Origin of the sequence: uncultured Planococcus sp., from assembly GCF_947501725.1 — a bacterium.
GTDB classification, from domain to species: domain Bacteria; phylum Bacillota; class Bacilli; order Bacillales_A; family Planococcaceae; genus Planococcus; species Planococcus donghaensis_C.
This window is the reverse complement of sequence record NZ_CANMXD010000002.1, coordinates 399,852-425,556: the sequence shown is the minus strand read 5'-3', so window position 1 is coordinate 425,556 and position 25,705 is coordinate 399,852. Positions and strand designations below refer to the sequence as shown.

Below are 25,705 nucleotides of genomic sequence, written 5' to 3'. Positions count from 1 at the left end.
GGAGCGCTTTCTCCCGTATTTACACTTCACTCTTCATTAGAGTAAATAATCTTCAAATCAACTCATACCGGAATAAATTGGTTATCCGACTGCATAACAAGCTTCTTTCCAGTTTTTAAGGATTCATAGCAAGCGTCGATAACCCGCATATTCTTACTGGTCGAATCAGCTGTGATGACTGGCGCTGAATCCGTTAGAATCGCATTGGAAAAATGTTCGATTTCCAGCTTGTAAATATCCCCTTCAATCTTCTCTTCCCGTGTGACTCCTCCTTTTTGGATAACGACCGTGCCGATATGGCCGTTGATATCCGGCCGGAAGGCAAACGGCACTTTGATGCTGCCCGCTGTCCCCACCACTTCGTATTCATTTCTGGCCGTCATGTCAAAGCTGCAATCGAATAAGGCCTGGACACCGCTGTCCATTGTCATATGGACGAGGTCGGTCAAATCGCCCCCTTTTTCAGGATCCATTTCCCCTTGAGCCAGAACAGTCACCGGCTCAGACTCCGTGATGTGGCGAATGGCTTGAATGGAATAGCAACCGAGATCATAGATGCTGCCCCCTCCCATCGCTGCATCCATCCGTATATCCGTTGAACGATTTTGCAGGTAAAAAGAGTGGCTGGATTTCATCAATTTGATTTTTCCGATTTCTCCTGAAGCGATAATCTCCTTTACACGTGCGTGTTGAGGATGCAATTGATACATGAATGCTTCCATCAACTTCACACCATGTTCCCGGCATACGGCAATCATTTCTTCCGATTCCGCTCTATTCAATGCAATCGGCTTTTCACAAAGGATATGCTTGCCTTTTCGTGCCGAACGGATCACCCATTCTTTATGCAGATGATTAGGCAGCGGGATATAGACAGCATCAACTTCAGGATCATCCAACAGCTCCTCATAACTTTCGTAGGCTTTCGGGATCTCCAATTCCAAAGCTGCCGCATGCACTTTGTCGGTCCGGCTCGCTATCGCGATGATTTCGGCATTGTCAGCTCTGCAGATTGCAGGAATCACTTGTGTTCTGCCGATATTAGCTGTACTCAATACACCCCAACGAATTTTCTCCATCCAAATCTCTCCTTTTTTCCTCTCGAATCTTTAAATAAAACCGCCAAGAAAGCATTTCTGCCCCTTAGCGGTAAGTTTTTTTAATACACGCCCCTTATTTCCGGATGCACATGCTCTTCGTAGAATTTCGCCAACTGCTCCATTTCTTCAGGTGAGAAATTCTTGGCATCCAGCGCCTTCAGATTATCTTCTGCCTGCGCAACGTTTCTGAATCCTGGAATAACCGAAGTGATTGCCTCTTGCTGGAGGATCCATTTTAATGCAGCCTGTGTCCGATTGCCTCTGCCGTCTGCAATCCACGCAAGCTGGTCGCTCAATTCCACGCCTTTTGAAAATTCTACGCCTGCAAACGTTTCTCCGACGTTGAATGCATCCCCGTCGCGGTTGAAGTTCCGGTGATCGTCTGACTCAAACTGTGAATCCACTTTGAATTTCCCGGTCAATAAACCACTTGCAAGCGGGACGCGTGCAAGGATCCCCACATTTTTTTCCATCGCTTTCGGAAACAGTTCTTCCAGTGGCTTCTGGCGGAACAAATTGAAAATCACCTGCAAACTGCTGACATTCGGGTTTTCAAGACACAGGAGCCCTTCTTCCACTGTTTCCACACTGACGCCATAAGAACGAATTTTCCCTTGCTCTTTTAGTTTGTCCAGTACTTCGAATACACTGCCGTCTTTTAAAATTTCCATCGGCGGACAATGGATCTGATACAAGTCAATTTGCTCACGTCCCAGGCGCTTCAGGCTCGCTTCGGCGTATTTGGAAACCTGTTCCATCGAATAAGTCTGTGGGTCATGGATATCTCCTGCCCGGCAAAACTTGGTGGCGATATGAATTTGGTCGTGTTTCCCTTTTGTCGCTTTGCCCAGCAGTTCTTCACTATGCCCATTTCCATAAACATCTGCTGTATCGAAAAAGTTGACGCCTTTTTCCATCGCGTACTCCAATGCTTTCAATGATTGCTCATCATCGGTGTTGCCCCAAGAACCGCCGATTGCCCATGTTCCAAAGCTCAATTCACTTATTTCCATACCTGTCTTGCCCAGTTGACGATAATTCATCCCATTCACCTCTTCGTAAGATTTGGTTTTCTTTACAGAAAAAACCTCAACTGGTTAGTTGAGGTTCTATTTGGCAACTACTTGCGGAATTCCAAAAGTTTACTATTCAAATCACGTGTTTTTTTGTAAACTTCCTGATAGATGGAGAACAACTTTCTGTAAGTCCGTACGTTTTCTTCTATTGGGAAATAACTCTTATCTTCATGCAAAAATGCATCTGCACATTGCTGCAAGGATTCAAACCAGGAGCAACCGAAAGCCGCGAGCATCGCTGCACCCATTCCGGGTCCTTGCTCACTGGTAAGGCGAACGATTTTGGCGTCAAAAACATCTGCCTGCATTTGAAGCCAGTCTTCGTTTTGGGCACCGCCGCCGATCGAGACGATCGTATCGATCGTCTTGCCGCTTTCCCTGAAAATCGAAATCGATTCGTTCAAGGAAAACGTGATGCCTTCCAGAACTGCACGTGCAAAATCTGTTCGGCGATGCGAGCCGTCCATGCCGATAAAACTGCCTCGGATCGAAGCGTCTGCATGTGGAGTCCTTTCCCCAACAAGATAAGGCGTAAACAACAAGCCGTTCGATCCGGCAGGCACATTATGGACACCGGACAACAGCTCATCAAATGAAGCTTCCGGAGCAAACGTCTCTTTGAACCACGATAAACTATAGCCAGCCGCTAAAGTCACACCCATTGTGTAGAACGCACCAGGCGCTGCGTGGTTGAAATAATGGACCTTCCCGTCAAAGTCTTTATCGCCTTTGGCTTCATACGACAACACGACACCTGAAGTTCCGATGCTGCACATGGTTTTGCCTTCTTCTAAAATGCCAGCGCCAATGGCTCCGCAAGCATTGTCCGCTCCACCCGCAAAAATACGGGTTGAAAGGGCAAGTCCGGATGCTTCAGCAAATTCAGGTGTGACAGTGCCTACTTCTTCGTGAGAATCCACTAACTGCGGACACATCGTAAAATCAAGTTCAAACAAATCGCAGATTTCTCTGCTCCATTGTCTTTCTGTAACATCCAACAGTAATGTTCCCGCTGCATCCGAAAATTCCATTTGCAGCTTATCTGTCAGTTTGTAGCGTAAATAATCTTTCGGAAGCACAAAGGATTTCACCTTCGCGAAAAGTTCCGGTTCGTTTTTTTGGACCCAAAGGATTTTCGGCAAAGTAAAGCCTTCCAACGCCGGATTTTTTGTAATCTCCAACAATCGTTCCCGTCCAACTACATCATAAATCCGTTGGCACTCAGCAGTTGTCCGGGTATCATTCCATAGAATGGCCGGGCGCAGAACGTCCTTGTTGTCGTCCAGTAAAACCAGCCCATGCATCTGACCTGAAAAACTGATGCCTTCAATATCTTCTGCATTCCCATTAAAGGTCTCTAACAGATCTTTCAAACCTGCAGCGGTCTCATCCACCCAATGCTGCGGATCCTGTTCACTGTATCCATTTTTCTCATGGATCAGCGGATAAGGCTTTGAAACGGTCTCCACCACAGTACCCTGCTGATCCACCAATAAAATCTTAACAGCGCTTGTTCCCAAATCGACGCCAATAACATATTTCATAAAGTCAGCTCTCCCAGCCTGAAAAATTCTTATTTTGCGAAAGCCTGCAATAGATATTGATTGATAGTAGCTTTGATCTGCTCAAGGCGTCCTGAAGTTTGTTTGATATCCGTAATACCGAACGCGTAATCTTCAAGTTTGTGGAAGTCAGTATTGCCATTGACGATATCCAGTCCGATGCCATTTGTATAAGTTTCATATCGGCTGCTCACTACATTCTCAAGCACCTTATCATCAATCAGTTGCTGAGCCACTTTCAGACCGACAGCAAAAGCGTCCATTCCGGCAATATGTGCATGGAACAGATCGTCCTGCTCGAATGACCCTCTTCTTACTTTAGCATCAAAGTTCAAGCCGCCGCGGCCAAGTCCGCCATTTTGGAGGATTTCGTACATCGCCAAAGTGGTTGACCATAGATCAGTCGGGAACTCATCGGTATCCCAGCCCAAGAGCGGATCTCCTTGGTTGGCGTCTACTGAACCGAGCATATTGTTGATGCGCGCATAGTGAAGTTCATGTTCAAAGGTATGGCCAGCCAGTGTAGCATGGTTGGCTTCGATATTGAATTTGAATTTATCGTCCAGTTTATAGCTCTGCAAAAATGCATGGGCTGTCGCTACATCATAATCATATTGGTGTGTAGACGGTTCTTTCGGCTTCGGTTCGATCAGGAATTGTGCATCAAAACCGATTTCCTTCGCGTAGTCGGCTGCCATATGATAGAAGCGCCCTAAGTTATCCAGCTCCAGTTTCATGTCGGTATTCAAAAGCGTTTCATAGCCTTCACGGCCGCCCCAGAACACATAGTTCTCAGCACCAAGTTCTTTACCGATTTCAAGCCCTTTTTTCACTTTAGCAGCTGAATAGGCAAAGACATCTGCATGGCTTGACGTTGCGGCTCCATGGACAAAGCGTGGATGTGTGAAGTTATTGGCTGTATTCCACAGCAATTTCGCTTTGCTGTCTTTCATGTACTCTTTGATCATTCCAACGATTTCATCCAGGTTTTTATTGGATTCCCGCAAATTACTGCCTTCAGGTGCGATATCAACATCATGGAAACAGAAGAATGGTACATCCATTTTTTCATAAAATTCGAATGATGCCTCAACCCGTGCTTTTGCCAGGTCCATCCCGTTAAGGCGGTCCCACGAGCGGATCATGCTTCCGGCACCGAATGGATCTGAACCATCCATCGTAAATGTATGCCAGTAAGATACAGCATAACGAAGGGTTTCCTCCATTGTTTTTCCTGCGATTTTTTCTTCAGGATCATAGAATTTAAAAGCGAATGGATTTTTTGAAGACGCTCCTTCAAATTTTATCTTTTCAATTTCCGGGAAATGTACCATTTTCCATACCTCCAATATAATTTTGTTTCTGTGAATATGTATCAATATTTAGACTTATTAGTGAAAAGGCTTTCATTAAGGATTATATCAAGTTATAATTAGTTTGTCTATTGATTAAACAAAGTATTTGGACCTCATTAAATGATTTTTTTAGATGAGTAGGATATGATTTTATAAATTACTGAAATCTGCGATAAAGGCGGTCACCAATGAATAACACAAGCAGCTATATTTATCTTGGATTGGAATGGATAACCCGTTTTGCTTACTTGAACCTCCTGTGGGTATTGTTTTCCTTGCTGGGCGGTGTCCTGTTCGGATTTTACCCTGCCACCACTTCCATGTTTGCCATCTGCCGTGAATGGCTGAAGGGAAATACCGATTTGCCTCTATTTACATCCTTTTGGGAGTTTTATAAGAAAGACTTTTTGAAAAGCAATCTTCTTGGACTCTTCATCACTGTAATATTATTGCTCATCGCTTTAGATATTTTCTATATCCAGGCAAGCCCGAACGAACTATTGGATTGGACATACATTCCTTTGTTTGCATTTATGCTGATATTCACGTTCTTCCTTTTTTATCTATTCCCGTCCTTCGTCCATTACGATATTAAGGTACCTTCGGTCATTAAAAACGCATTTCTGCTGATGCTAGTCAATCCGCCAGCTACTGCTGTCATTATTTTCTGTCTAGTTCCGTTGTTCTTCATCATGAGACTGTTTCCAGCTCTGGCGATCATATTCGGCGGCAGTTTATATGCTTTTCTTACGACCTGGATGGCCATGCACGCAATCGAAAAAACCCATAAAAAAGCTTCACGCCCTGAGGAATCCCTTCCTTAAGGTGTGAAGCTTCTTTATATTTATCCTTTTACGGCACTTGATGAAATGCCTTCGACTACCTTATTGCTGAAGAAGATGAAAGCCACGATGATCGGCAAGACACTGATGACCAAAGTCGCCCCGATTGCGCCCCAATCCGTCATGTATTGACCAATGAAATTTTGGATACCCACTGTCAGCGTTTTGTATTTTTCGGAGCTGATGAAGGTATTGACGAATACAAATTCGTTCCAGTTATAGATCATGTTGATGACGACAGTTGTTGCTAAAATCGGTGTTGTCATCGGCAGGATAATCCGGAAAAACATCCGATGGATCGAGCAGCCGTCAATCACGGCCGCTTCTTCTATTTCATGCGGCAGCGTATAGTAGAAGCCCAGCAGGATCATCAATGTGATGGGCAGATTATACGCCGTGTAGGTGATGACAATGGAAAACGGATTGTCGATCATGTCGACACTCAAGAACATGCTGTAAAGCGGGATCAGGGCGGAATGAATCGGAATCATTAATCCGACCATGAACAATCCAAGCACCAGCCCACTTAATTTCCACTTTAATCTTGTAATCGCGAAAGCCGCCATGCTTGCAAAAAGGACGGTTAAAATGATGGCAAGGATCGTAATCCAGACACTGTTGAAAAAATAAGTACCGATGCCGCCATCCCAGACTTTCGCGTAATTCTCCCATCTGAATTCCGAAGGCAAAGCAAACGGCGAACCCGCGAAGATTTCATTATTATCTTTTAAGGAGAATAGGAATAGCCAGATCAACGGCAGGATTTGAAATAGCCCTACGATGATCAATGCCAGATACAGAAAGAAATAACCAATGCGGCCCATTTTCATGCCTCCTCTAATATTCGAGTTTATCTTTAGTTTCTGTCAGTTTCCGTACAATAAGTGTAACGATTAAAGTGATGATCAATAACAGGAAGCCGATGGCACTGCCGTACCCGAAGTTATAATTCGAGAAAGCAAGTTTGTACATATAGGAAGCCATTACTTCACTTGCTCCGTTTGGCCCCCCGGCAGTCATTACATAGATCAAATCGAAATATTTAAGAGATCCCACGATTGCCAGGACAATCGTTACGCTGACCACTTCTTTGATCAACGGGAGCTTGATGCGTGTGGCAATCTGGAAAGCGGATGCCCCATCAATCCTTGCAGCTTCTATCAGTGATTCAGGAATATTCTTCAGAGCCGCATAATAGATCAATATGTAGAAACCCGCATACTGCCATAAAATCGGGACGAATATGGCAAACAATACAATCGAAGGGTTCGCTAACCATAATGGTGGATTTTCCACGCCGATGCTCATCAGGAAGACATTCAGAATACCATTTGATGGATTGTAGATTTTAACCCATAGCTGGGCAATGGCAACTGAAGACAACAACATGGGAATCAGGTAAATTTTGCGCAGTAAATCTGCCCCTTTAATTTTTGAAGCCAATATAAAAGAGACCGTCAAGTAAATGACTAAACTTAAGGTAGAAAAAATCGCCAATAGAAATGAATGGAACGCACTGTTCCAGAACAGCTTATCCTGAACTCCAGTGATGTAATTTTCTAAACCGATGAAGGTTTTCTCTCCTATGCCATCCCAATCCATCAAGCCATAATACCCTGATAAGACTAAGGGGATGAAAACGAGGATCAGCAGTAGAAGAAGTGCTGGCGCAATATAAAAAGCGATATAGAACTTATTCGACATTACTTTATTCATACCATTCAACCCCATATCCTAGAAAATACAAGGGGACAATCCACAGTGTTGGATATGCCCCCTCTTTTTAATTAGATTTTCCCTTTTATATAAGTTGAACTAATAATCTTCGCCTATTGATATTCCACAAATCAGCTCCGCTTTCGGGCCCGCAGGATGCGGGTCATGCAGCTAGCGCGACAGGACGTCGCTTTGCCAGCTGCCAAGGGCTTGCGCCGAACTAACTCGGGCTAAACGCCCGAGTGGATTTCGGCACTTCGCTTGCCCGCGGGAGTCTCCACTGATTTGTTCCATATCTTTTATAAATACGGCAGAAACACAGAGGCTCACTTCGATTTCACTACATCTCTTAGCGCCGGCGTGCCCAAGGGCTTCTTGAGGGAGCCATGCTCAAAGCGTCCGAAACGTTGTGTAAGAGCTGTTTTTTTTAGTTCAACTTATAAGAAGTACTTTTTATTCTTTTGAAAGGGCTTCTTCGTGATTCTTAGCAAACTCTTCCGGAGTTATTTGATTGCCGAAAAGGGCTTGAATGGAGTCCAGATGCACTTGAGCCACATCCGGGCTCATTTGAACATCAGCGAACAATGTGATGTTAGTAGCGCCATTCAGCTCATTCAGAATATCTACATACATTTCAGGCAGGTCCAATGACTCAGCGTCCACTTTAGTGGCAGGAATCACTCCCGCTTTAGTCACTGCTTCTTCTCCCCATGCCTTAACAAAGTAAGATGCGAAATCTTTCGCTTCTTCTTTTACTTCTGATTCTTCAGCAACGAATAATCCAACTCCAGGACCACCGACAAAACTGCTCATATCCCCTTGTCCTTCGACAGTCGGGAAGTTAAGGTAGCCGATTGAATCCCTAAATTCCTGCGGTACGCTTTCATTTGTCGTGAAGTTTGGAAGGTCCCAAGTCGCGATCAAGTACATCGGTGCCTGTCCACTCATGAACATGGATTTTGCTTCTTCATCAGCGAGTCCGTTAAATCCATTGACGAAAGCACCCATATCAACCAATTCCTGTGTCTTCGCAGCCGCTTCGACCAAAGCCGGATCTTCAAAAGAACCTGAGCGGTCAATCGCTTTGTTCAATACATCCGCTCCGCCGATACGGTCAGCCAGATACATATACCACATAGAGCCTGTCCAAGAATCCCGGTTGCCTAAAGCGATCGGTTGGATTCCAGCGTCATTGAATTCTTTTACAGCCGTCTCAAGTTCTTCATAAGTCTCAGGCGGTGTAATTCCCTGCTCTTCAAACATCGCTTTATTATAGTATAAAGAAACGATATTCAATTCCAGCGGCAAACCATAAGTCGAACCTTCCATGGCATAGGCTTCCGTAGTCCCAGGAACAAATGCATCGCTCAAGTCTTCTTCGATTACATCATCCAGCGGCGCAAACATATTGCCCCCAACATAAGGTTCTAAAAATCCTGCTGCCCATGTCAACCCGACATCCGGGAGATCTCCGGACGTGGAGAGTACTCTCAATTTATCTTTATATTGTTCATTGCTCAATACTTCAAGATCAATGGAAACCCCTTCATTTTCCTCTTCGTATTCAGCGATGATTTCATTAACTACATCAAAATGCTTTTTCGAACTGCCCTCAGGCCATAGATGCATGAACTTTATTTCTTTTTCAGCTGCCCCTGATGCTTCCCCTGATTCATCAGAACCTGAGCAACCTGTTAATAACAATGTTAAAGCCAAAGCGGACGACAGAAGTGTAAGCGTTTTCTTCTTCCCCATTTTACTTTCCCCCTCATGCATTTGTTATTACAACAATTTTCAGATTGTTGTATGCGGTTTAATTGTAGCAAAATTATTTTTGTTAGTCTAGTGGCTAAACAAAGTTTTATTTTCATGTTACTATTCCTGTAGAATGAGGTTTTTCACCTAAATCTTAAAAATGGCGTTACACTATTAACTAGAGGGTTTTGAAAATTTTCGTTCGAGAAGTCTCCGGATAAATGTCTCTTACACTTCTCTTCCGCAGCTTGGGCGTTTGTACACAAATTTTCAAAAGTCGATTTTGGAAGTTGATAGAAAGCAAGATTTCAGTAGAAGGAGTTGCTTGTCATGAATATTGGAGAAAATAAGACCTGGAACCATCACGTAGTTAAAGAGGGCAATAAATCCTTAGTCCTGAAAAAAATCATAAACCACTCCCCTATCTCACGAGCAGCAGTGGCTCAAGAAGTCGGTTTAAATAAAGGCACGGTCTCTTCCCTGGTGAATGACTTATTGGATGATCAGTTGATCTATGAATCGGGTCCAGGAAAATCCAGTGGCGGAAGGCGCCCGGTCATGCTGCTTTTCAATGAGAAGGCCGGTTACTCTATAGGGATTGATATTGGAGTGAATTACCTCCTGGGTGTGCTGACGGATTTGAACGGCAATATCTGCATAGAAAAAGAAGTTACTTTTAAGAATTTGTCCTATGAAGAAATTGAAAAACAATTATTCAATACCATCGATTCTTTGACGGATTCTGCTCCACCCAGCCCTCACGGCATCATCGGCATCGGTATGGGTGTGCCTGGCATCGTTGACAATAATGGAGAAATCCTGCTTGCCCCCAACCTAAAATGGAAGAACTTAAACTTGAAGCTGGTTCTCGAAAACCGCTACCAGTTGCCGATCATCATTGAAAACGAAGCGAATGCGGGTGCATATGGAGAAAAGAGGTTCGGTGCCGGAAAAGATTCCGAGCATATCATTTACGTCAGTGCCGGAATCGGTATCGGTGTTGGGTTGATATTGAATGGCGCTTTGTATAAAGGCTCAAATGGCTTTTCGGGTGAACTCGGCCATATGACGATTCAAGTGAATGGACCTACATGCCGTTGCGGAAATAAGGGTTGTTGGGAACTATTTGCTTCTGAACAGGCTTTACTGACAGCCGCAGAAAAAATGAAAATTGTCTCCCCTTCAGGAAAAGAAATGGAGCTGAGCGATCTTATGGCGCTTGCCGAGCAGGGCGACCCAAAAGTGATCGCTCTATTTGAACAAGCCGGTGATTACCTGGGTGTCGGCATCAATAACATCATCAACAGCTTTAATCCCCAGCAAGTGATAATCGGCAACCGAATGGCGTCTTCTTCTAAGTGGCTAACTAAAACCTTAACGGATCGGGTATCGAATCAGGCTTTATGGTTCCAGCAAAATGATTTGACCATCTGCTTCTCAGAACTGAGCACTTTCTCAAGCGCTTTGGGGGCATCCGCCTTTTCCATTGAAAACTTCCTCAATGTCAGTATGCAACAGAAAACAAGCTTGAAGGCTTAGAAAATAGACGCTTCCAGATAGTAGGTCTCGCTGATATCCCATTTGCGGATACCAGCTTTTTCTAATTGTATTTCAAGCTATTTCAAAAAACTTAGTTTACTCGATAGACTAAGTACGGTATGATCGATTGGAAGTTGAAAAAAAGAAATTTGTAAGCACTTACATATTTGAATGGAGGATGAAGAACAATGACGATGATCCAAAATCCGATTTTGCCAGGTTTTAATCCCGACCCATCTATTTGCCGTATAGGAGAAGATTACTACATTTCTGTTTCTACGTTCGAATGGTTTCCAGGAGTAGGAATCTATCATTCAAAAGACTTGAAGAACTGGCGGTTGGTCTCCCGCCCTTTAAACCGGTTGAGCCAATTGAATATGTCCGGAAATTCGAATTCCGGAGGCGTTTGGGCTCCTGCCCTGTCATACAGTGATGGCCAGTTTTGGCTGATTTTTACGGACGTGAAAGTGACGGAAGGCCAATGGAAAGACTGCCACAATTATTTAGTGACCTGTGAAACCATCGATGGGGAATGGTCAGAGCCGTCTTACCTGAACAGCTCTGGATTCGACCCTTCCCTCTTTCATGATGAATCCGGCAAAAAATACTTTGTCAATATGTACTGGGACCACCGTGTCGGGCATCACCCTTTTTACGGCATCGTCCTGCAGGAATTCGATCCGGCCGCACGCAAACTCATCGGCGACTCAAAAATCATCTTTAAAGGCACTGACATCAAACTGACAGAAGCACCGCATCTTTACAAAATCGGCGAGTATTATTACCTGCTGACAGCAGAAGGCGGAACCAAATACGATCATCAGGCAACAATCGCCCGCTCTCGCCAAATCGACGGACCGTATGAAGTCCATCCTGAAAACCCATTGATCACCTCATGGCCATATCCAAGAATTCCGCTTCAGAAAGCTGGACATGCTTCGATGGTCCAAACTCATACAGATGAATGGTTCCTGGTGCATTTAACTGGGCGTCCTTTGCCGCAGGAAGATCAGGCTTTATTGGATCCGCGAGGCTTTTGTCCGCTTGGCAGGGAAACCGCCATCCAACGTCTGGAATGGAAAGATGATTGGCCTTATGTTGTCGGAGGCAACCAGCCTTCTTCAAAAATTGAAGGTCCGGCGATTGAAGAAGTCCAATGGCCAGCGGATTTCCCTGAAAAGGATGATTTTGATTCTGTAGAATTGAATAGCCATTTTCAGACGCTCCGCATTCCACTTGGAGAAGAAATCGTCTCTTTAACAGACAGCCCTGGCCATCTCCGCCTCTACGGGCGTGAATCGCTGACATCCAAGTTCACGCAGGCGTTCGTTGCAAGACGCTGGCAGCATTTTAATTTTATCGCTGAAACAAAAGTTGCTTTCCAACCCACTACTTTCCAGCAGGGAGCCGGACTCGTAAATTATTACAACACCGAAAACTGGACAGCTCTCCAGATTTCCTGGCATGAAGAAAAGGGACGCATCCTTGAACTTACAGTGTGCGACAACTTCTCCTTCACACAGCCGCTCCAAGGAGAGGAAGTCAGTATTCCTGAGCATGTGGAATCTGTTTGGATGCGTGTGGAAGTACAAACGACAACTTATCTGTACTCTTACTCCTTTGACGGAGAGAACTGGAACACGCTTCCGATCAAATTCGCCTCCCATAAACTTTCGGATGACTATATCCAAGGCGGAGGTTTCTTCACCGGTGCATTTGTCGGCATGCAATGCCAGGATCTTTCGGGACAACAGCAGCCAGCTGATTTCGACTATTTCATCTATAAGGAAACAACCGAATAATGCTACAGCAAAAGGCAGTCTAGGATATTACATCCTCGGCTGCCTTTTTACTCTATCTTATATTACCTTCAACTACTTTTTTCCTATGCTCACTGCGGTCCACCACTAGTTTAACGAATGGCACAACCAACACCGTTAAAAACAAAATCCGGAACAATTGAAAAGCAGTTACAACGGTGACATCTGCATGAACCGAGGCTGCAATGAGCCCCATCTGATCAAGACCCCCTGGCACCAAACTCAGGAAGCTGGTTGAAAAGCTGAGGCCGTAGAGATCCTGCAGAACAAAGCTGAGCACATAGGCAAAGGCGATCAACACCGCGCTTGAAAAAAAGGAATAGAAAATCATCCGCTTCGTCAATTTCAAATCTTCTTTTTTCAGCAACAATCCGATATAAATGCCGATGAATAATTGCGCGATGTGCAGAAAAGAACCCGGCATGATCGGTATAGTTGCACCAACGAGATTAATGGCCATAATCAGAAAAACGGGTCCCAGCAAAAAAGCCGTCGGCACTTTCACTTTCTCCGCCAGCATGCCAGCTCCGTAACACAGCCCCAACAATCCGATTAATTGCAGGGAATAATCTCCCTGCCCCAATTCTTCTACATGGGCAGATCCTCCATCTGCCACAATAAATGGCACGATGGCGACAATCAGCAGCACGCGCAGAACATGGTAAAAAGTGACTGCCGTCAAATCGATGGTTTTCTGTTCTTCCGCAAATATGATGATTTGCGACAAACCACCCGGAACGCAGCAAGTCATCGCTGTTGCCTGGTCAACCTTTGTCCGTGAAGCCATCAATGAACTGATGAACAGGAAAAGGATAAAAAATGCGATATTGACCAATACCATCGCCCAAAAATATTGTTTCATCCCCTGCAAAGCTTCAAGGGTGAAGGCATATCCGATGACATACCCTGCCACAACCAATCCGCCATTGCGGAAACCTGAATGCCATTTCAGCGAAACCGGTGTAAACAATTGCACCAGCAAAACCGCAAACAAAGGGCCCAACAGCCAAGGCATCGGCGCTCCAGCTGCAACAAAGAGCCCGGCGCCGGCCAAACCGACTGCAAAAGCTTTTGCCATCGGGTGATTCCACATATCGTCATCTTCTTTCTGGAAATTCACTAAGTGATTTCCTTATTATAATCTCTTCCACCAATAAAATAAAATCTTTGTGCACTCGACAGCATGCCGACTGTATTTTTATTAGGGCTTCCAGTTTTCCAACCAAGAGCTTCCCACTCCCGCTTTTTGCTAGAGCTCATCAAGTATCTCATGTAAAATAAAGCAAAGCTCAGCTCGTCAAACAACTTTCCTTCCCTTAATGAAATCTAAAATCCCTTTAAAGGAGCTTGAAAAACAATGACTAAAGCACAATTGAAAAATCGGATAGATGTTGCCAATAAACAAAGAAAAGCCGATTTGGTGATCCGCAATGCGTCTATCGTCAATGTATTCACAAAGACCCTCACTACTGGCGATGTAGCTATCAGCGACGGCATAATAGTCGGCATCGGCGATTATAAAGGCGTCAAAGAAATCGATGCCACCGGAAAATTTCTGGCTCCCGGTTTAATCGACGCACATGTCCATATCGAATCTTCGATGGTGACACCGCAGCAATTCTCACAAGTAGTCCTGCCGCATGGCGTCACAACAGTCATTGCCGATCCACATGAAATTGCAAATGTCAGTGGAACCAATGGACTGGAATTTATGCTGATGGATGCCGAAGCAACTTTGCTCGATATCCAATTTATGCTGCCATCCTGCGTGCCGGCAACTTCTTTTGAAAATGCAGGTGCCTGCCTTGCCGCTGAAGACCTGGTTCCTTTCATGCGCCGGGATGGGGTTTTGGGGCTCGCTGAAGTGATGGACTTCCCTGCCGTTCTGCGCGGAGATGAAGCCATGCTTGATAAATTGCTGCTGAACCGGCAAATTGACGGGCACGCAGCAGGCCTTACTGAAAACGACATCAATGTCTATGGAACTGCCGGCATCTTGACAGATCATGAATGTGTCACAAAAGAAGAAATGATGATGCGCCTGGAACGGGGGATGTACGTGATGCTCCGCGAAGGATCGGTCGCAAAAAACCTCCTGGCGCTGCTCGAAGGTGTAACAGAACAGAACGCTCACCGTTGCCTGTTCTGTACAGACGACAAACATTTGGATGATCTGATTGAAGAAGGCAGTGTCGATTATAATGTCCGAACTGCCATCAAGCAGGGCATCCACCCGATAACCGCTATTTCCATGGGCAGTTTCAATGCGGCGCAATGCTTCGGACTGCACCAAAAAGGCGCTATCGCTCCGGGTTATGATGCGGATCTTCTTCTGCTCGATGACCTTGAAGAATTGACAATTGCTGAAGTATATAAAGACGGTCAATTGGTAGCGCAAAACGGCCGATATGTGGGAACCCTCCAGGAAAAAAGCGACACAGCAACGGTAAAGGATACAGTGCGTATTGCAGAGCTTTCCAAGAACAGCTTTCAAATTCCCGCGAGCGGCAGTACGAAGGCACATATCATCGGCATCAACCCAAATAACCTCATCACAGAACATTTGATGCAAGAAGCTCCTGTAGTCGATGGTTTTTTTGTATCAGATACGGAAAAGGATCTATTGAAGATTGCGGTGATTGAGCGCCACTGGGCAACCGGCAATATCGGTCTTGGCATCGTTCATGGCTTTGGACTGAAAAACGGTGCCATCGCTACTACCGTTGCACATGATTCGCATAACATCATCGCTGTTGGAACAACGGATCGCGACATCAAAACGGCAGCTGAAGCTTTGGAGAACCTGAAAGGCGGATTGGTGATTATCCAGGATGGAAAGGTTTTGGCCAGCCTTCCTCTTGCCATTGCAGGCCTGATGTCGGAAGAACCGTTCGACGTCGTCTTCGAACAGCTCAAAGTGCTCGATGAAAGTCTTAAGCTGATCGGAGCTCCCACTCATTTCAATGCTTTTTTAACTCTCTCTTTCCTTTCGTTGCCAGTTATCCCGAAGTTGAAGTTAACCGATTGCGGTTTGTTCGATGTAGCAAGCTTTCAGCACATTCCAGTGGCGGTTATTGAAGAATAAGGAAGATTCGCTATATAAGTTAGACTAATTCTGTTATGGATATTCCGCAAACCAGCTCCGCTTTCCTACGGGCTTGCGCCGAACTAACTCGGGCTTAGCGCCCGAGTGGATTTCGGCACTTCGCTATCCCGCGGGAGTCTCCGCCGGTTTACTCCATATCCTGTTGTTCAATTCTCGAAGACACTTAGAAGAAAGAGTGGAAGGCGGCAAAGGGCAGAGATGTGCTCTTGCACCGCTACGATAGCTTCGTCCACGGAAAGCATCCGCTTAGAGCACTTTTTTCGTTTCTTCACTAATAATGAGTTTAAAAAGCAATTCATTGGTTCAACTTGTATAGATATTACTATCCATAAATGTCCATTATATCGGTAAACGATAAAAGACCACATTGCCTCTAAAAGGCAATGCGGTCTTTTATTCATTCTCCTGTCACCAGTGGGCAGGATGGGTCACTCGCCCATTCGTTCACTGAACCATCGTAGACGGCAACATTTTTCTGGCCCAGTTTATTGAGCAGCAATGCATTCCAGGTAGCGGCAATTCCACCGCCACAATAAGTGATGACTTTTTTGTCTGGATCCAATGCCCCAATTTTCTCGAAAGGCTCACGAAGAATAGCGTCATCATGTATTTGCTTGGTTTGCTGATCGGCATGGAGGCCGAAGAAGACATTGACGCTGCTTGGAATATGGCCTTTTCTCGGATAAGTATTAGACTCTCCTCTGAAATCCTCCGGTGACAGACTGTTGATCAGGATGACATTGTCATCATCCATTGCCTGTCGTACATCTTCTTTGGTGGCAAGCAGTTCCGGTCGGCGCTGCCCAGTGAATGTTGCAGGCGCATAGTTGCCCTGAACAACTGTCAATGGCCTGTTTTCTTCTTTCCATTTCGGCAAGCCGCCTTCCAAAATCGCTACATTTTCATACCCCTCATAATGCATCTGCCAAGCCAAGCGCGAAGCCCAATAGGCAGCAACCACCGGGTTTTTCACTAAGGCGCCCTGGTCGTAGATAACGGTATAATGGCCATCTCCTAAACCCAGCTCCGTCATTTTTTTTACGAAATGTTCGCGCGGCGGTGCCATAAACGGCAGTGGTGAGTCGGGATCTGACAGTTCGTTCAGCAGATCGGCGTAGACAGCTCCAGGAATATGCCCTTCTTGGTAAGAAGCTTTTCCAGATTGAACGGAAGGCGGTCCGCCATCCGCGGGAATATCCATAAACGCCGTGGCATCAATAATCCGCAAATCGGGGTCATCCAAACGTTGTTCCAACCAATCCGTACTGACGATTAAAGGTATTTTTTCCATCGTACACTCTCCTTGTTGTTAAGCCTACAAATCCAATATGATTAACAAAAATGCGTTATACTAGTAGAATAAAGTTTGAATTTCCTATCGTCAACTGAAAGACTTCAGTTTGAATGCGCTCTGAAGTTCAGCGTATAGAAATAATATGCGGTAAATTCCATAACTTAAGAAAGGTTGTCTTCTATATGAAACCCTATAATAATATCATTGAATTGATCGGCGATACGCCGGTCGTAAAACTGAACCGCATCGTTCCGGAAGGTGCAGCTGATGTCTATGTCAAATTGGAAATGTTCAATCCTTCCAAAAGCGTCAAAGACCGCGCTGCCTTCAATATGATCGAAACAGCAGAAAAAGAAGGCTTAATCGAAAAAGGTGCCACTATCATTGAACCGACAAGCGGCAATACAGGAATCGGCCTCGCAATGGTCGCTGCTGCAAAAGGCTACCGCTCTATACTGGTATTGCCGGATAACGCCACGAAAGAACGCATCAATTTATTGAAGGCATTCGGTTCTGAAGTGGTGCTGACACCAAGCGATGCCAAAATGCCCGGAGCAATCAGCAAAGCTTTGGAGCTGCAGAAAGAAATTCCGAACAGCTTCATCCCTCAGCAATTCGAAAATAAAGCAAATCCAGATATCCACCGTACCACCACTGCAATGGAAATTCTCGAGCAGATGGACGGCAAACTGGATGCATTCGTGGCGTCTGCCGGAACCGGCGGCACCATCACAGGCACTGGCGAAACCTTGAAAGAACATCTTCCGGAACTTTATATCGCAGTCGTGGAGCCGAAAGGATCTCCTGTACTGTCCGGCGGAAAACCCGGTAAGCATAAATTAGTCGGTACCAGCCCAGGATTCATTCCTGATATTCTCAATACTGAAGTCTACGATGAAATTATGGCAATCAATGATGAAGATGCAATCGACATCTTTAAAAGAGTTGCACGGGAAGAAGGAATTTTCGTCGGACCATCTGCCGGCGCCACCATCTACGCAGCAATCGAACTTGCTAAACGCCTTGGTGCAGGCAAAAAAGTTTTATGCATCGCTCCTGATACGGGCGAACGGTATTTGAGCATGAATCTTTTCGACGAATAAAAATGTAAAGTTTCTTACTTATTATAAAGGCAGATCCTGAAAATTCAGGGTCTGCCTTTTTTGTGCCGCCATCCTCTTTATACACTTGGTTTATGGATTGGCCGATAGCAGGGCAAGAGTCGTTTTCCATACCCATATATTGTTGTTACAAGCAAAAAACTGTTTTTTCAGCATTTTCACCTTGACAATCCTTATCATTCTACTATACTTTAATAATATTATCCGATAGGAAAGGTAGGTTTTATTACCGGTGGCCAATTATGTTCATTGAAGCCAAGAAAATCAACAAAGTGTACTTCGATAAAAATGATAAGCCGAATACTGTATTAAAGGACATCGACCTATCGATCCAAAAAGGAGAATTTGTTTCCATTCTCGGACCTTCGGGTTGTGGGAAATCCACCTTGTTGTCGATGATTGCCGGACTTGTCAGTTCAACTTCAGGCGACATCATCGTTGACGGCAAGAAAGTAGTAAAGCCTGGAAAAGATCGGGGCATGGTGTTTCAACAGGCTGCCCTGTTTCCGTGGATGAATGTCACGGAAAACGTAATGTTCCCCTTACGGAAGGAAATGTCAAAAAAAGAAGGCCTGGAGCGTGCTCATCATTTTTTGAAAATGGTGCAGCTCAGCAATTACCCTTCTCATTATCCCCACGAATTATCCGGAGGCATGCAGCAGCGTGTATCGATTGCCCGGTCATTGGCGATGGATCCTGCCGTCTTGTTGATGGACGAACCGTTTGGTGCATTGGACGAACAGACGAGAAGCCGTCTTCACGGCCAGCTTGAGGAAATTTGGATCGATACGAAAAAGACCATCGTCTTTGTGACCCATAGCATTTCTGAATCAATTAAACTATCTGACCGCATCATCGTCATGGGGACGCGCCCAGGAACCATCTTGACCGATATCACCGTCGATATTCCCCGCCCGCGTGAACAGCACCGGCAGGAAATCGCTGCATTGGAAGAGCAGATTATGGCTCTCTTGAAAACTGAAATCGATAAAGTCATAGACGAGGAGCAAGCATATGAAGCCGGCAGTTAAACGAATCATTTTTTTCGCCGCGCTCATCGTCTTCTGGGAACTGGGTTCCCGCTTTGAACTGTGGCACGAAACCATCCTCCCATCCCCTGTCAGCGTCTACGATTCGCTCGTGGCCGGATTCGCGGATCTGACATTGGTCTATGACCTGATTGCGAGTTTCCGCAGGCTGCTGATTGGTTTGGTGGCAGCTGCCATCATCGGAACCGGCGTCGGCATTTTGCTGGCGCGCTCGAAAACGGCAGATGAAACCCTTGGAACCCTGGTGCTCGCACTGCAAAGTGTGCCCAGCATCGTCTGGCTGCCTCTCGCAATGATGTGGTTCGGCCTTGGCGAAGGTTCCATCATTTTCGTCGTCATTTTGGGCGGTACATTCGTCATGATCCTGAATGTCCGGACCGGCATCAAGAACGTCGATCCCCTCTTCATCAAAGCAGCACGGACGATGGGATCGAACGGACTGGACCTGTTCATCAAAGTAATCATTCCGGCATCTGTTCCGTATTTCGTTACGGGTGCCCGCCTAGCCTGGGCATTTGCCTGGCGGGCGTTGATGGCCGGAGAACTTCTCAGTTCCGGACCGGGGCTCGGGTACACGCTGCGCTATGCATCCGATTTCGGCAATATGTCACTGGTCATCGGCGTGATGATCATCATCGGCGTCGTCGGTGCAATCGTCGACCTGATGATTTTCCAGCGAATCGAAAAGAACGTCCTCAAGCGCTGGGGATTAGAGACATAAAAAGTAAGAGTTTCAGCAAAGCCGTATCACGAATAACTATTTAAACAAACAGGAGGAATTCATTTTATGAAACGTATATTTTCACTTATTGCACCTGTCGCTATGGTCGGCATTTTGGCAGCTTGTGGTTCACCTGACGCAAGCGAAGATTCATCTTCTGTTACAATCGGTTATTTCCCGAACCTTGATCATGTACCCGCAATGGTCGCTAAAGACCAGGAAATGTATGAAAAGAACCTTGAAGACGGCACAGCCGTTGAATACGTGACATTTGCAGATGGCGCGGACTTTATGACGGCATTGAAAACCGGTGATATCGATGCCGGACTTGTTGGACCTGGTCCAGCGATGAACAACTACACAAATGGCGCAGATGTCACCATGGTTGCCGGCGGCGCTTCAGGCGGTACAGTCGTCATGGCGAGAAATGGCAGCGGCATTGAATCGATCGAGGATTTTGCAGGCAAGACGTTCATCACACCGCGCGTCGGCTGCACGCATGACGTCCAATTCGAAACCTTCATGAAAGAACACGGCATCACTTCAAACCGCATCGGCGGCGAGATGCTTCACCAAACAGGCAACCCTGCTCAATATGAAGCGATGTTCGCTACTGAAAAAGTGGATGTTGCGGTCGCTCCTGAACCTTGGGCATCTGTACTGAAGCAAAATACAGGCGCGAAGGTCATCATCGAACCGGATGAGATTTCATTCGGCACGACATTGCCCGCTTCTGTTCTGGTGACTTCAAGCAAGTTGATTGAAGAAAGTCCAGAAATGGTTCAAGGCATTGTTGACGCACATAAAGAAGCGACTAAGTTCATCGCTGAAAATCCCGACCAGGCAAAAGAAATCACCATCAACACAATCGATGACATCACTGGCCAGAAGCTGGAAGCCTCTATCATTGATGGCGCTTGGGAAAATATGATTTTTGATACCGCTCTTGCTCCTGAAGAAATCCAGGCATTCGGTGATTCATCGTTCGACTTGAAGTTCTTGAAAGAACAGCCGGACTTTGCGTTATTGACGGATACACAATTTCTTGATCAATAATTCAACCGACAGCAGAAATTTTTTCTGCTGTTTTTTTATGTCCTTTTATTGGTCTGCTCTCTCTGAGCTTTTGAGCAAGGTTTTTCGATTGGAATTTGCTACACTGATTAATGGATTAGATTTACACTAAAAGGAGCGGTTCACATGCAGAAGTTAACAGGGAAAAATGCGTTGATTACAGGAGCTGGAAGAGGAATTGGCCGTGCTACGGCCATCGCTTTTGCAGCGGAAGGCATAAATGTAGGATTGGTCGGACGTACAGCTGAAAACTTGGAAAAAGTAGCTGCGGAGCTGGAACAATACGGAGTCAAAGCAGTATTTGCCGTGGCTGATGTAGCAGATCCGGAAGCGGTCAATGCAGCAGTTGAGCATGTACTAGCTGAACTTGGCACCATCGATATTCTGATCAACAATGCCGGTATCGGCAAATTCGGCAAGTTTCTCGAATTATCGCCTGAAGAATTTAAAGGAATTATCGATACCAACCTGATGGGTGTGTATTATGTGACCCGCGCTGTACTGCCGCAAATGATCGAGCGTCAAGCAGGTGATATCATCAATATTTCATCAACAGCCGGCCAAAAAGGCGCACCTGTCACAAGTGCTTACAGCGCTTCGAAGTTCGGCGTTATGGGATTAACGGAATCGTTGATGCTGGAAGTCAGAAAACACAATATCCGCGTCAGTGCCTTAACACCAAGCACTGTCGCCACTGACTTGGCAGTTGAAGCAAACCTGACCGATGGCAATCCCGATAAAGTCATACAGCCGGAAGACCTTGCTGAAATGATGGTTGCACAATTGAAGTTGCACCCTCGCGTTCTATTGAAATCTGCTGGTCTTTGGTCGACAAATCCATAAGCGATTATTTCCGAAAAAAGCTCAGACCACATAAGTGGCCTGAGCTTTTTTTCAGTGCATTAGCTTATTTATCCTTCATTTCTTTCAACAGTTCAATCACTTGTTCATTTTGCTCGATTAACCTGTCATTTTGTTTGTGCAGTTTTACAAAATCGAAAAGAAAGACCAGCAAGATGGCTGTAACAAGAAACCCCATGGATAGACGAACTCCTTTGCAGTTTAGGTAATAAAAGAACAAAAAAGCTGTATTTCAGCTTATTCAAGCATCCATCTTTACCGTCTTTTTTGTAGACCAAAGAACGACCGGTATCAGAATCAGTGCAAGAAATCCGCCGCCCAAAGACATCACGGCGTAACTGGACTGTGCCATGACCATTCCCGAAATCCCGCCGCCTGTGGCTCCTGCGAGCGCAACTAATACATCAACAGTGCCTTGCGTTTTGGCACGGGTAGATGGATGAGTCGAATCGACAAGGAGTGTGGTACCGCTGATCAACCCGAAATTCCAGCCAAGCCCAAGAAGAGCAAGAGCGACAATCAATACAAACAAGGAATCACTCGGCGCCAGCGCAGCCACAATTCCAGCAGCCATGAATGTCACACCGGCTGCTATCGACATGACAATCCGTCCAAGCTTGTCGACAAGGACGCCTGTGACGATCGAAGGCAGGTACATCGCCGCTATATGGATGCTGATGACTAGCCCCACATCTCCAAGATCATGCCCATAATGCCCCATATGAATTGGCGTCATCGTCATAATCGCAAACATGATCAATTGGGTCAGCACCATAACCGTTGCCCCAAGCACGACGCCTTTTTTATTGATGGAAGCCGCAGCCAGCGGTTCCATGTCTGGCGTGTTCACTTCAAGACTTTGCTGATGCTCCGTTATCGCTTTTGAAACCAGCAATGGATCCGGACGCAGGAATATCAGCAAGACCACTCCCGCCAGACTATACGCTGCTGCCGCTAAGATAAAAGGGCCCGCTAAAGCCGGAATGCCGATGGACTCAGCAAACCTGCCCATAACACCGATCAGGTTCGGCCCGGCAAACGCACCAAAAGTCGTTGAAACCAGCGCAATGCTGATGGCGGTTCCCCGCTGTTTTACAGTTGCCAGGTCTGTGCCCGCATAACGCGCCTGCAGATTGGTGGCGGTTCCTGCCCCGTAGATCAACAGGGACGCAAACAACAGAAATACATTATCGGATAAAGCTGCGGCCACCACTCCAATCGCACCGATTCCTCCGGCCAGAAAGCCTGAAGCCAAACCGGTACGCCGGCTGAAGCGTTGGGACAGCCGGCCAATGAGGAGCGCCGCCGCTGCCGATCCCAGTGTAAATAAAGCGACCGGAGCACCGGCAAAGCGGTCCGTGCCAAGCATATCCTGTGCGAGAAGGGCGCCGACCGTCACTCCTGCTGCCAGCCCTGCCCCTCCGAAAATTTGTGATAGAACCACGATCCATAAGGTGCGGCGGTAAAGCCCCCTGACTTTTTCAGGTGATTCAATAAAGCCTTGCAGCATTTCCTGCTGCTTGTCAGATTGCCTCATGGTGTTCCCTCATTTCATGGTAAATACGTTTATCTTCTGTATATTTTCAAAATTGGTTCTAAAAATAAATCCATATTCTTTTTTCAGTATAACGGTTTTCAAGATGGTCACCATGAACTTTTTTTAAAAAAAGAAGCTAACGAACACTAAAAGCTGTTTTTCCATATCCGCATTTACCTTTATCCCGCTTTAACGGGCAGTAAGACTCCCGCTTCTATAAGCGGGAGTCTTACTGCCCGTTAAAGTCCGATTGGATCAACTAACAATCAGCGGGGGATGAAGAAACCCCCCCACTGATTGAAGTTTCTCTTTATAATGAAATCAGCAATGACCGGAATGGAGTGGCTGGAATAATGACTGAGGCAAATAAAAAGAAACTGCAGCGCTCTGCCAGTTGGATGTGGTTACTCTTGGCATTCATCGTTTTGATTGCTATAGGCGGCTGGCTGTTGAAACCCGAATCCCAAGAAGCAAAAAACCTAAAAGCTGATTTGCAGGCTATCATCACCCAACAGCTTGGAGAGAAGAGCAACATGGACAAAAAACGCATTGACGGAATTTCGGTTTCCCGAGTTTCGGAGGGCTGGAATGTGGAACTTGCCTTAAATGCCGATAAAGGATTTACGATGGTTTCAACAAAAAAGGCTATGTGGCAGCAAGCCATAGATATACTGGCTCCCTTGTCAGGCATCAGCCAATTGAACGATATCTCCATTTCGTGGATTTATCCTGTTAAAGAATCCCAAAACGATGTAAAGGATGAAAGCATCATGTCTTTTCGGATGGACAAAGCAACGCGCGACCAATTAATTTGGGACAATGTCGAGCCTTCCATCCTCCCCGACATCGTTTTCGACTACACGGAACACCCTGTTCTGAACCAATGACCGCAACCATCCAAAAAGGTGAATCGGTTATTTACCGATTCACCTTTTAAGATTACTGGAGTTTGATTTTCTTATAGTAGCTCTCCATCACATTCCTTGTTTTCATTTTCATATAGTCATAGGCATTCGCCATAGATTCTTCCGGTGAAATTCCGTCATCCGCTACAGCATGGACTTCTGCAAAATAAGGAGATAGCTGGTCTCTCTCTGTTTCGTCGATCATTCCCGAAATTAGGACGACCGGTTTCCCGTGGCGATTGGCCAATTCCGCAATGCCAATCGGCGTTTTCCCAGACAAGCTCTGGACATCGGTTTTTCCTTCTCCTGTCAGTACCAGATCAGCATCAAGCAACTGCTCTTCAAAATTCATCGCTTCAAGCACCACATCGATTCCCCGTCTCAACTCTCCTAAAAAGAATGCCTGGAAAGCCCCTCCTGCACCGCCGGCAGCACCTGCTCCTTTTTTATGGTGCAGCGCTGTACCGGTAAAGCGCTCAACGATATCCGCGAAATTCGTTAAGATTGCGTCGAGCGTCTGCACCATTTCAGACGTTGCCCCTTTTTGCGGCCCAAAGACGGCTGATGCACCTTTAGGTCCGATCAAAGGATTTTCGACATCACTGGCAATCAAAAAACGGCTTTCCATGATGCGTTGATCAAATCCATGTGGGTCAATCTTCGATAAACCATTCAGCGCCACAGTTCCAGGACCCAATTCCACGCCATTGACATCTATAAACTTCATGCCCAATGCCTGAAGCATGCCGATTCCTGCATCATTGGTTGCGCTGCCGCCAAGGCCGATGATGAACTTCCGGTAGCCGGCATCCAGTGCGTGAGCAATCAGTTCACCGGTACCATAGGTTGAAGCAAGCAACGGGTTTCGTTCCTCCACGGCCAGAAGAGTCAGTCCAGATGCCTCTGCCAACTCCACCACGCAGGTTTCCTGGTCTCCGAGTACGCCATACTGCGCTGTAATTTTCCGTCCAAGTGGGTCTTCCACCACTGTTTCAATCGTTTTTCCACCAGTTGAAGCGACCAGTGTAGCCAAGGTGCCTTCTCCGCCATCAGCTGCCGGCAATAAAACCACCTCTGCTTCTGGAGATGCCTCCTGAACCCCTTCAGCCATTGCTCTGGCTGCTTCTATCGCTGTCATGCTCCCTTTAAATGAATCAGGTGCTATCAAAATCTTCACTGGATCTGCCTCCTATGCAACGCTCTATATTGTAGATTATAGAACTAATCCCTCTAAAATTCACTCCACAGCAAAAAGCGACTATCGCAAAATCT

The 25,705-nt window shown here is 45.9% G+C and carries 22 protein-coding genes; 10 read left to right on the top strand and 12 right to left on the bottom strand.

Annotated elements, in window-relative coordinates:
• Positions 1-62: 62 nt before the first annotated feature.
• From Q0785_RS04310 to xylA, 4 genes are all read right to left on the bottom strand, one after another.
• Positions 63-1,079, bottom strand: coding sequence for a Gfo/Idh/MocA family oxidoreductase (locus Q0785_RS04310; protein ID WP_298825955.1), 1,017 nt, complete (start codon positions 1,077-1,079; stop codon positions 63-65).
• A gap of 80 nt (positions 1,080-1,159) precedes the next feature.
• The gene (locus Q0785_RS04305) at positions 1,160-2,143 is read right to left on the bottom strand and encodes an aldo/keto reductase (protein ID WP_298825953.1); all 984 of its coding nucleotides are present in this window, start codon (positions 2,141-2,143) and stop codon (positions 1,160-1,162) included.
• A gap of 77 nt (positions 2,144-2,220) precedes the next feature.
• Positions 2,221-3,720, bottom strand: coding sequence for a xylulokinase (gene xylB / locus Q0785_RS04300; RefSeq protein WP_298825950.1), 1,500 nt, complete (start codon positions 3,718-3,720; stop codon positions 2,221-2,223).
• A 29-nt stretch (positions 3,721-3,749) separates the two neighbouring features.
• Positions 3,750-5,072, bottom strand: a complete 1,323-nt coding sequence (xylA, locus tag Q0785_RS04295) for a xylose isomerase (RefSeq protein ID WP_298825947.1) — start codon at positions 5,070-5,072, stop codon at positions 3,750-3,752.
• Between the two features lie 209 nt (positions 5,073-5,281).
• Between xylA and Q0785_RS04290 the strand changes: the two genes are divergently transcribed.
• A complete protein-coding gene (locus tag Q0785_RS04290; RefSeq protein ID WP_298825942.1) occupies positions 5,282-5,917 on the top strand; it encodes a YesL family protein in 636 nt (211 codons plus the stop codon).
• Between the two features lie 20 nt (positions 5,918-5,937).
• Here Q0785_RS04290 and Q0785_RS04285 read toward each other — a convergent pair whose 3' ends face one another.
• The 3 genes from Q0785_RS04285 to Q0785_RS04275 form a co-directional block, all read right to left on the bottom strand.
• The gene (locus tag Q0785_RS04285) at positions 5,938-6,759 is read right to left on the bottom strand and encodes a carbohydrate ABC transporter permease (protein ID WP_223635842.1); all 822 of its coding nucleotides are present in this window, start codon (positions 6,757-6,759) and stop codon (positions 5,938-5,940) included.
• Positions 6,760-6,772: 13 nt separating this feature from the next.
• The gene (locus Q0785_RS04280) at positions 6,773-7,651 is read right to left on the bottom strand and encodes a sugar ABC transporter permease (protein WP_298825935.1); all 879 of its coding nucleotides are present in this window, start codon (positions 7,649-7,651) and stop codon (positions 6,773-6,775) included.
• 453 nt (positions 7,652-8,104) lie between these two features.
• Complete coding sequence (locus Q0785_RS04275; protein WP_298825932.1) at positions 8,105-9,406, bottom strand: extracellular solute-binding protein; 1,302 nt, start codon at positions 9,404-9,406, stop codon at positions 8,105-8,107.
• 330 nt (positions 9,407-9,736) lie between these two features.
• Here Q0785_RS04275 and Q0785_RS04270 point away from each other — a divergent pair, with 330 nt between their 5' ends.
• A complete protein-coding gene (locus tag Q0785_RS04270; protein ID WP_298825929.1) occupies positions 9,737-10,945 on the top strand; it encodes an ROK family transcriptional regulator in 1,209 nt (402 codons plus the stop codon).
• Between the two features lie 188 nt (positions 10,946-11,133).
• A complete protein-coding gene (locus Q0785_RS04265; protein ID WP_298825926.1) occupies positions 11,134-12,747 on the top strand; it encodes a glycoside hydrolase family 43 protein in 1,614 nt (537 codons plus the stop codon).
• 52 nt (positions 12,748-12,799) lie between these two features.
• On the opposite strand, the gene Q0785_RS04260 is transcribed toward Q0785_RS04265, so the two are convergent.
• Complete coding sequence (locus Q0785_RS04260; protein ID WP_366522821.1) at positions 12,800-13,885, bottom strand: AbrB family transcriptional regulator; 1,086 nt, start codon at positions 13,883-13,885, stop codon at positions 12,800-12,802.
• Positions 13,886-14,122: 237 nt separating this feature from the next.
• Here Q0785_RS04260 and ade point away from each other — a divergent pair, with 237 nt between their 5' ends.
• Positions 14,123-15,850 carry an adenine deaminase gene (gene ade / locus Q0785_RS04255; RefSeq protein WP_298825923.1) on the top strand — a complete coding sequence of 576 codons (1,728 nt, stop codon included), beginning with the start codon at positions 14,123-14,125 and terminating at the stop codon, positions 15,848-15,850.
• A 418-nt stretch (positions 15,851-16,268) separates the two neighbouring features.
• Here ade and Q0785_RS04250 read toward each other — a convergent pair whose 3' ends face one another.
• On the bottom strand, positions 16,269-17,162 hold the full coding sequence (locus Q0785_RS04250) for a sulfurtransferase (RefSeq protein WP_298825921.1): 894 nt from the start codon (positions 17,160-17,162) through the stop codon (positions 16,269-16,271).
• A gap of 185 nt (positions 17,163-17,347) precedes the next feature.
• Between Q0785_RS04250 and cysK the strand changes: the two genes are divergently transcribed.
• The 5 genes from cysK (at position 17,348) to Q0785_RS04225 (ending at position 21,973) form a co-directional block, all read left to right on the top strand.
• Entirely contained in the window at positions 17,348-18,268 is a 921-nt protein-coding gene (gene cysK, locus Q0785_RS04245; RefSeq protein ID WP_298825920.1) for a cysteine synthase A, read from the top strand.
• Between the two features lie 260 nt (positions 18,269-18,528).
• On the top strand, positions 18,529-19,317 hold the full coding sequence (locus tag Q0785_RS04240; protein WP_298825918.1) for an ABC transporter ATP-binding protein: 789 nt from the start codon (positions 18,529-18,531) through the stop codon (positions 19,315-19,317).
• Positions 19,301-20,056: an ABC transporter permease gene (locus Q0785_RS04235; protein ID WP_298825916.1), complete on the top strand. Its 756-nt coding sequence runs from the start codon at positions 19,301-19,303 to the stop codon at positions 20,054-20,056. Before Q0785_RS04240 ends, Q0785_RS04235 begins: the two co-directional genes overlap by 17 nt.
• A 66-nt stretch (positions 20,057-20,122) precedes the next feature.
• Complete coding sequence (locus Q0785_RS04230; RefSeq protein ID WP_298825914.1) at positions 20,123-21,112, top strand: ABC transporter substrate-binding protein; 990 nt, start codon at positions 20,123-20,125, stop codon at positions 21,110-21,112.
• Positions 21,113-21,256: 144 nt separating this feature from the next.
• Positions 21,257-21,973, top strand: a complete 717-nt coding sequence (locus tag Q0785_RS04225; RefSeq protein WP_298825912.1) for a 3-ketoacyl-ACP reductase — start codon at positions 21,257-21,259, stop codon at positions 21,971-21,973.
• Positions 21,974-22,037: 64 nt separating this feature from the next.
• Here Q0785_RS04225 and Q0785_RS04220 read toward each other — a convergent pair whose 3' ends face one another.
• On the bottom strand, positions 22,038-22,169 hold the full coding sequence (locus Q0785_RS04220) for a hypothetical protein (RefSeq protein WP_298825910.1): 132 nt from the start codon (positions 22,167-22,169) through the stop codon (positions 22,038-22,040).
• Between the two features lie 63 nt (positions 22,170-22,232).
• Complete coding sequence (locus Q0785_RS04215; protein ID WP_298825908.1) at positions 22,233-23,528, bottom strand: MFS transporter; 1,296 nt, start codon at positions 23,526-23,528, stop codon at positions 22,233-22,235.
• Positions 23,529-23,881: 353 nt separating this feature from the next.
• On the opposite strand from Q0785_RS04215, the gene Q0785_RS04210 reads away from it, so the two are divergent.
• The gene (locus Q0785_RS04210) at positions 23,882-24,415 is read left to right on the top strand and encodes a hypothetical protein (protein WP_298825906.1); all 534 of its coding nucleotides are present in this window, start codon (positions 23,882-23,884) and stop codon (positions 24,413-24,415) included.
• 52 nt (positions 24,416-24,467) lie between these two features.
• Here the strand turns inward: Q0785_RS04210 and Q0785_RS04205 are convergent, their stop codons facing one another.
• On the bottom strand, positions 24,468-25,610 hold the full coding sequence (locus tag Q0785_RS04205; RefSeq protein WP_298825903.1) for a glycerate kinase: 1,143 nt from the start codon (positions 25,608-25,610) through the stop codon (positions 24,468-24,470).
• Positions 25,611-25,705 lie beyond the last annotated feature (95 nt).

Coding starts and splice junctions, on each gene's coding strand:
- Q0785_RS04310 (WP_298825955.1), bottom strand. CDS start 1,079: ATGGAGAAAATTCGTTGGGGTGTATTGAGTACAGCTAATATCGGCAGA.
- Q0785_RS04305 (WP_298825953.1), bottom strand. CDS start 2,143: ATGAATTATCGTCAACTGGGCAAGACAGGTATGGAAATAAGTGAATTG.
- xylB (WP_298825950.1), bottom strand. CDS start 3,720: ATGAAATATGTTATTGGCGTCGATTTGGGAACAAGCGCTGTTAAGATT.
- xylA (WP_298825947.1), bottom strand. CDS start 5,072: ATGGTACATTTCCCGGAAATTGAAAAGATAAAATTTGAAGGAGCGTCT.
- Q0785_RS04290 (WP_298825942.1), top strand. CDS start 5,282: ATGAATAACACAAGCAGCTATATTTATCTTGGATTGGAATGGATAACC.
- Q0785_RS04285 (WP_223635842.1), bottom strand. CDS start 6,759: ATGGGCCGCATTGGTTATTTCTTTCTGTATCTGGCATTGATCATCGTA.
- Q0785_RS04280 (WP_298825935.1), bottom strand. CDS start 7,651: ATGAATAAAGTAATGTCGAATAAGTTCTATATCGCTTTTTATATTGCG.
- Q0785_RS04275 (WP_298825932.1), bottom strand. CDS start 9,406: ATGGGGAAGAAGAAAACGCTTACACTTCTGTCGTCCGCTTTGGCTTTA.
- Q0785_RS04270 (WP_298825929.1), top strand. CDS start 9,737: ATGAATATTGGAGAAAATAAGACCTGGAACCATCACGTAGTTAAAGAG.
- Q0785_RS04265 (WP_298825926.1), top strand. CDS start 11,134: ATGACGATGATCCAAAATCCGATTTTGCCAGGTTTTAATCCCGACCCA.
- ade (WP_298825923.1), top strand. CDS start 14,123: ATGACTAAAGCACAATTGAAAAATCGGATAGATGTTGCCAATAAACAA.
- Q0785_RS04250 (WP_298825921.1), bottom strand. CDS start 17,162: ATGGAAAAAATACCTTTAATCGTCAGTACGGATTGGTTGGAACAACGT.
- cysK (WP_298825920.1), top strand. CDS start 17,348: ATGAAACCCTATAATAATATCATTGAATTGATCGGCGATACGCCGGTC.
- Q0785_RS04240 (WP_298825918.1), top strand. CDS start 18,529: ATGTTCATTGAAGCCAAGAAAATCAACAAAGTGTACTTCGATAAAAAT.
- Q0785_RS04235 (WP_298825916.1), top strand. CDS start 19,301: ATGAAGCCGGCAGTTAAACGAATCATTTTTTTCGCCGCGCTCATCGTC.
- Q0785_RS04230 (WP_298825914.1), top strand. CDS start 20,123: ATGAAACGTATATTTTCACTTATTGCACCTGTCGCTATGGTCGGCATT.
- Q0785_RS04225 (WP_298825912.1), top strand. CDS start 21,257: ATGCAGAAGTTAACAGGGAAAAATGCGTTGATTACAGGAGCTGGAAGA.
- Q0785_RS04220 (WP_298825910.1), bottom strand. CDS start 22,169: ATGGGGTTTCTTGTTACAGCCATCTTGCTGGTCTTTCTTTTCGATTTT.
- Q0785_RS04215 (WP_298825908.1), bottom strand. CDS start 23,528: ATGAGGCAATCTGACAAGCAGCAGGAAATGCTGCAAGGCTTTATTGAA.
- Q0785_RS04210 (WP_298825906.1), top strand. CDS start 23,882: ATGACTGAGGCAAATAAAAAGAAACTGCAGCGCTCTGCCAGTTGGATG.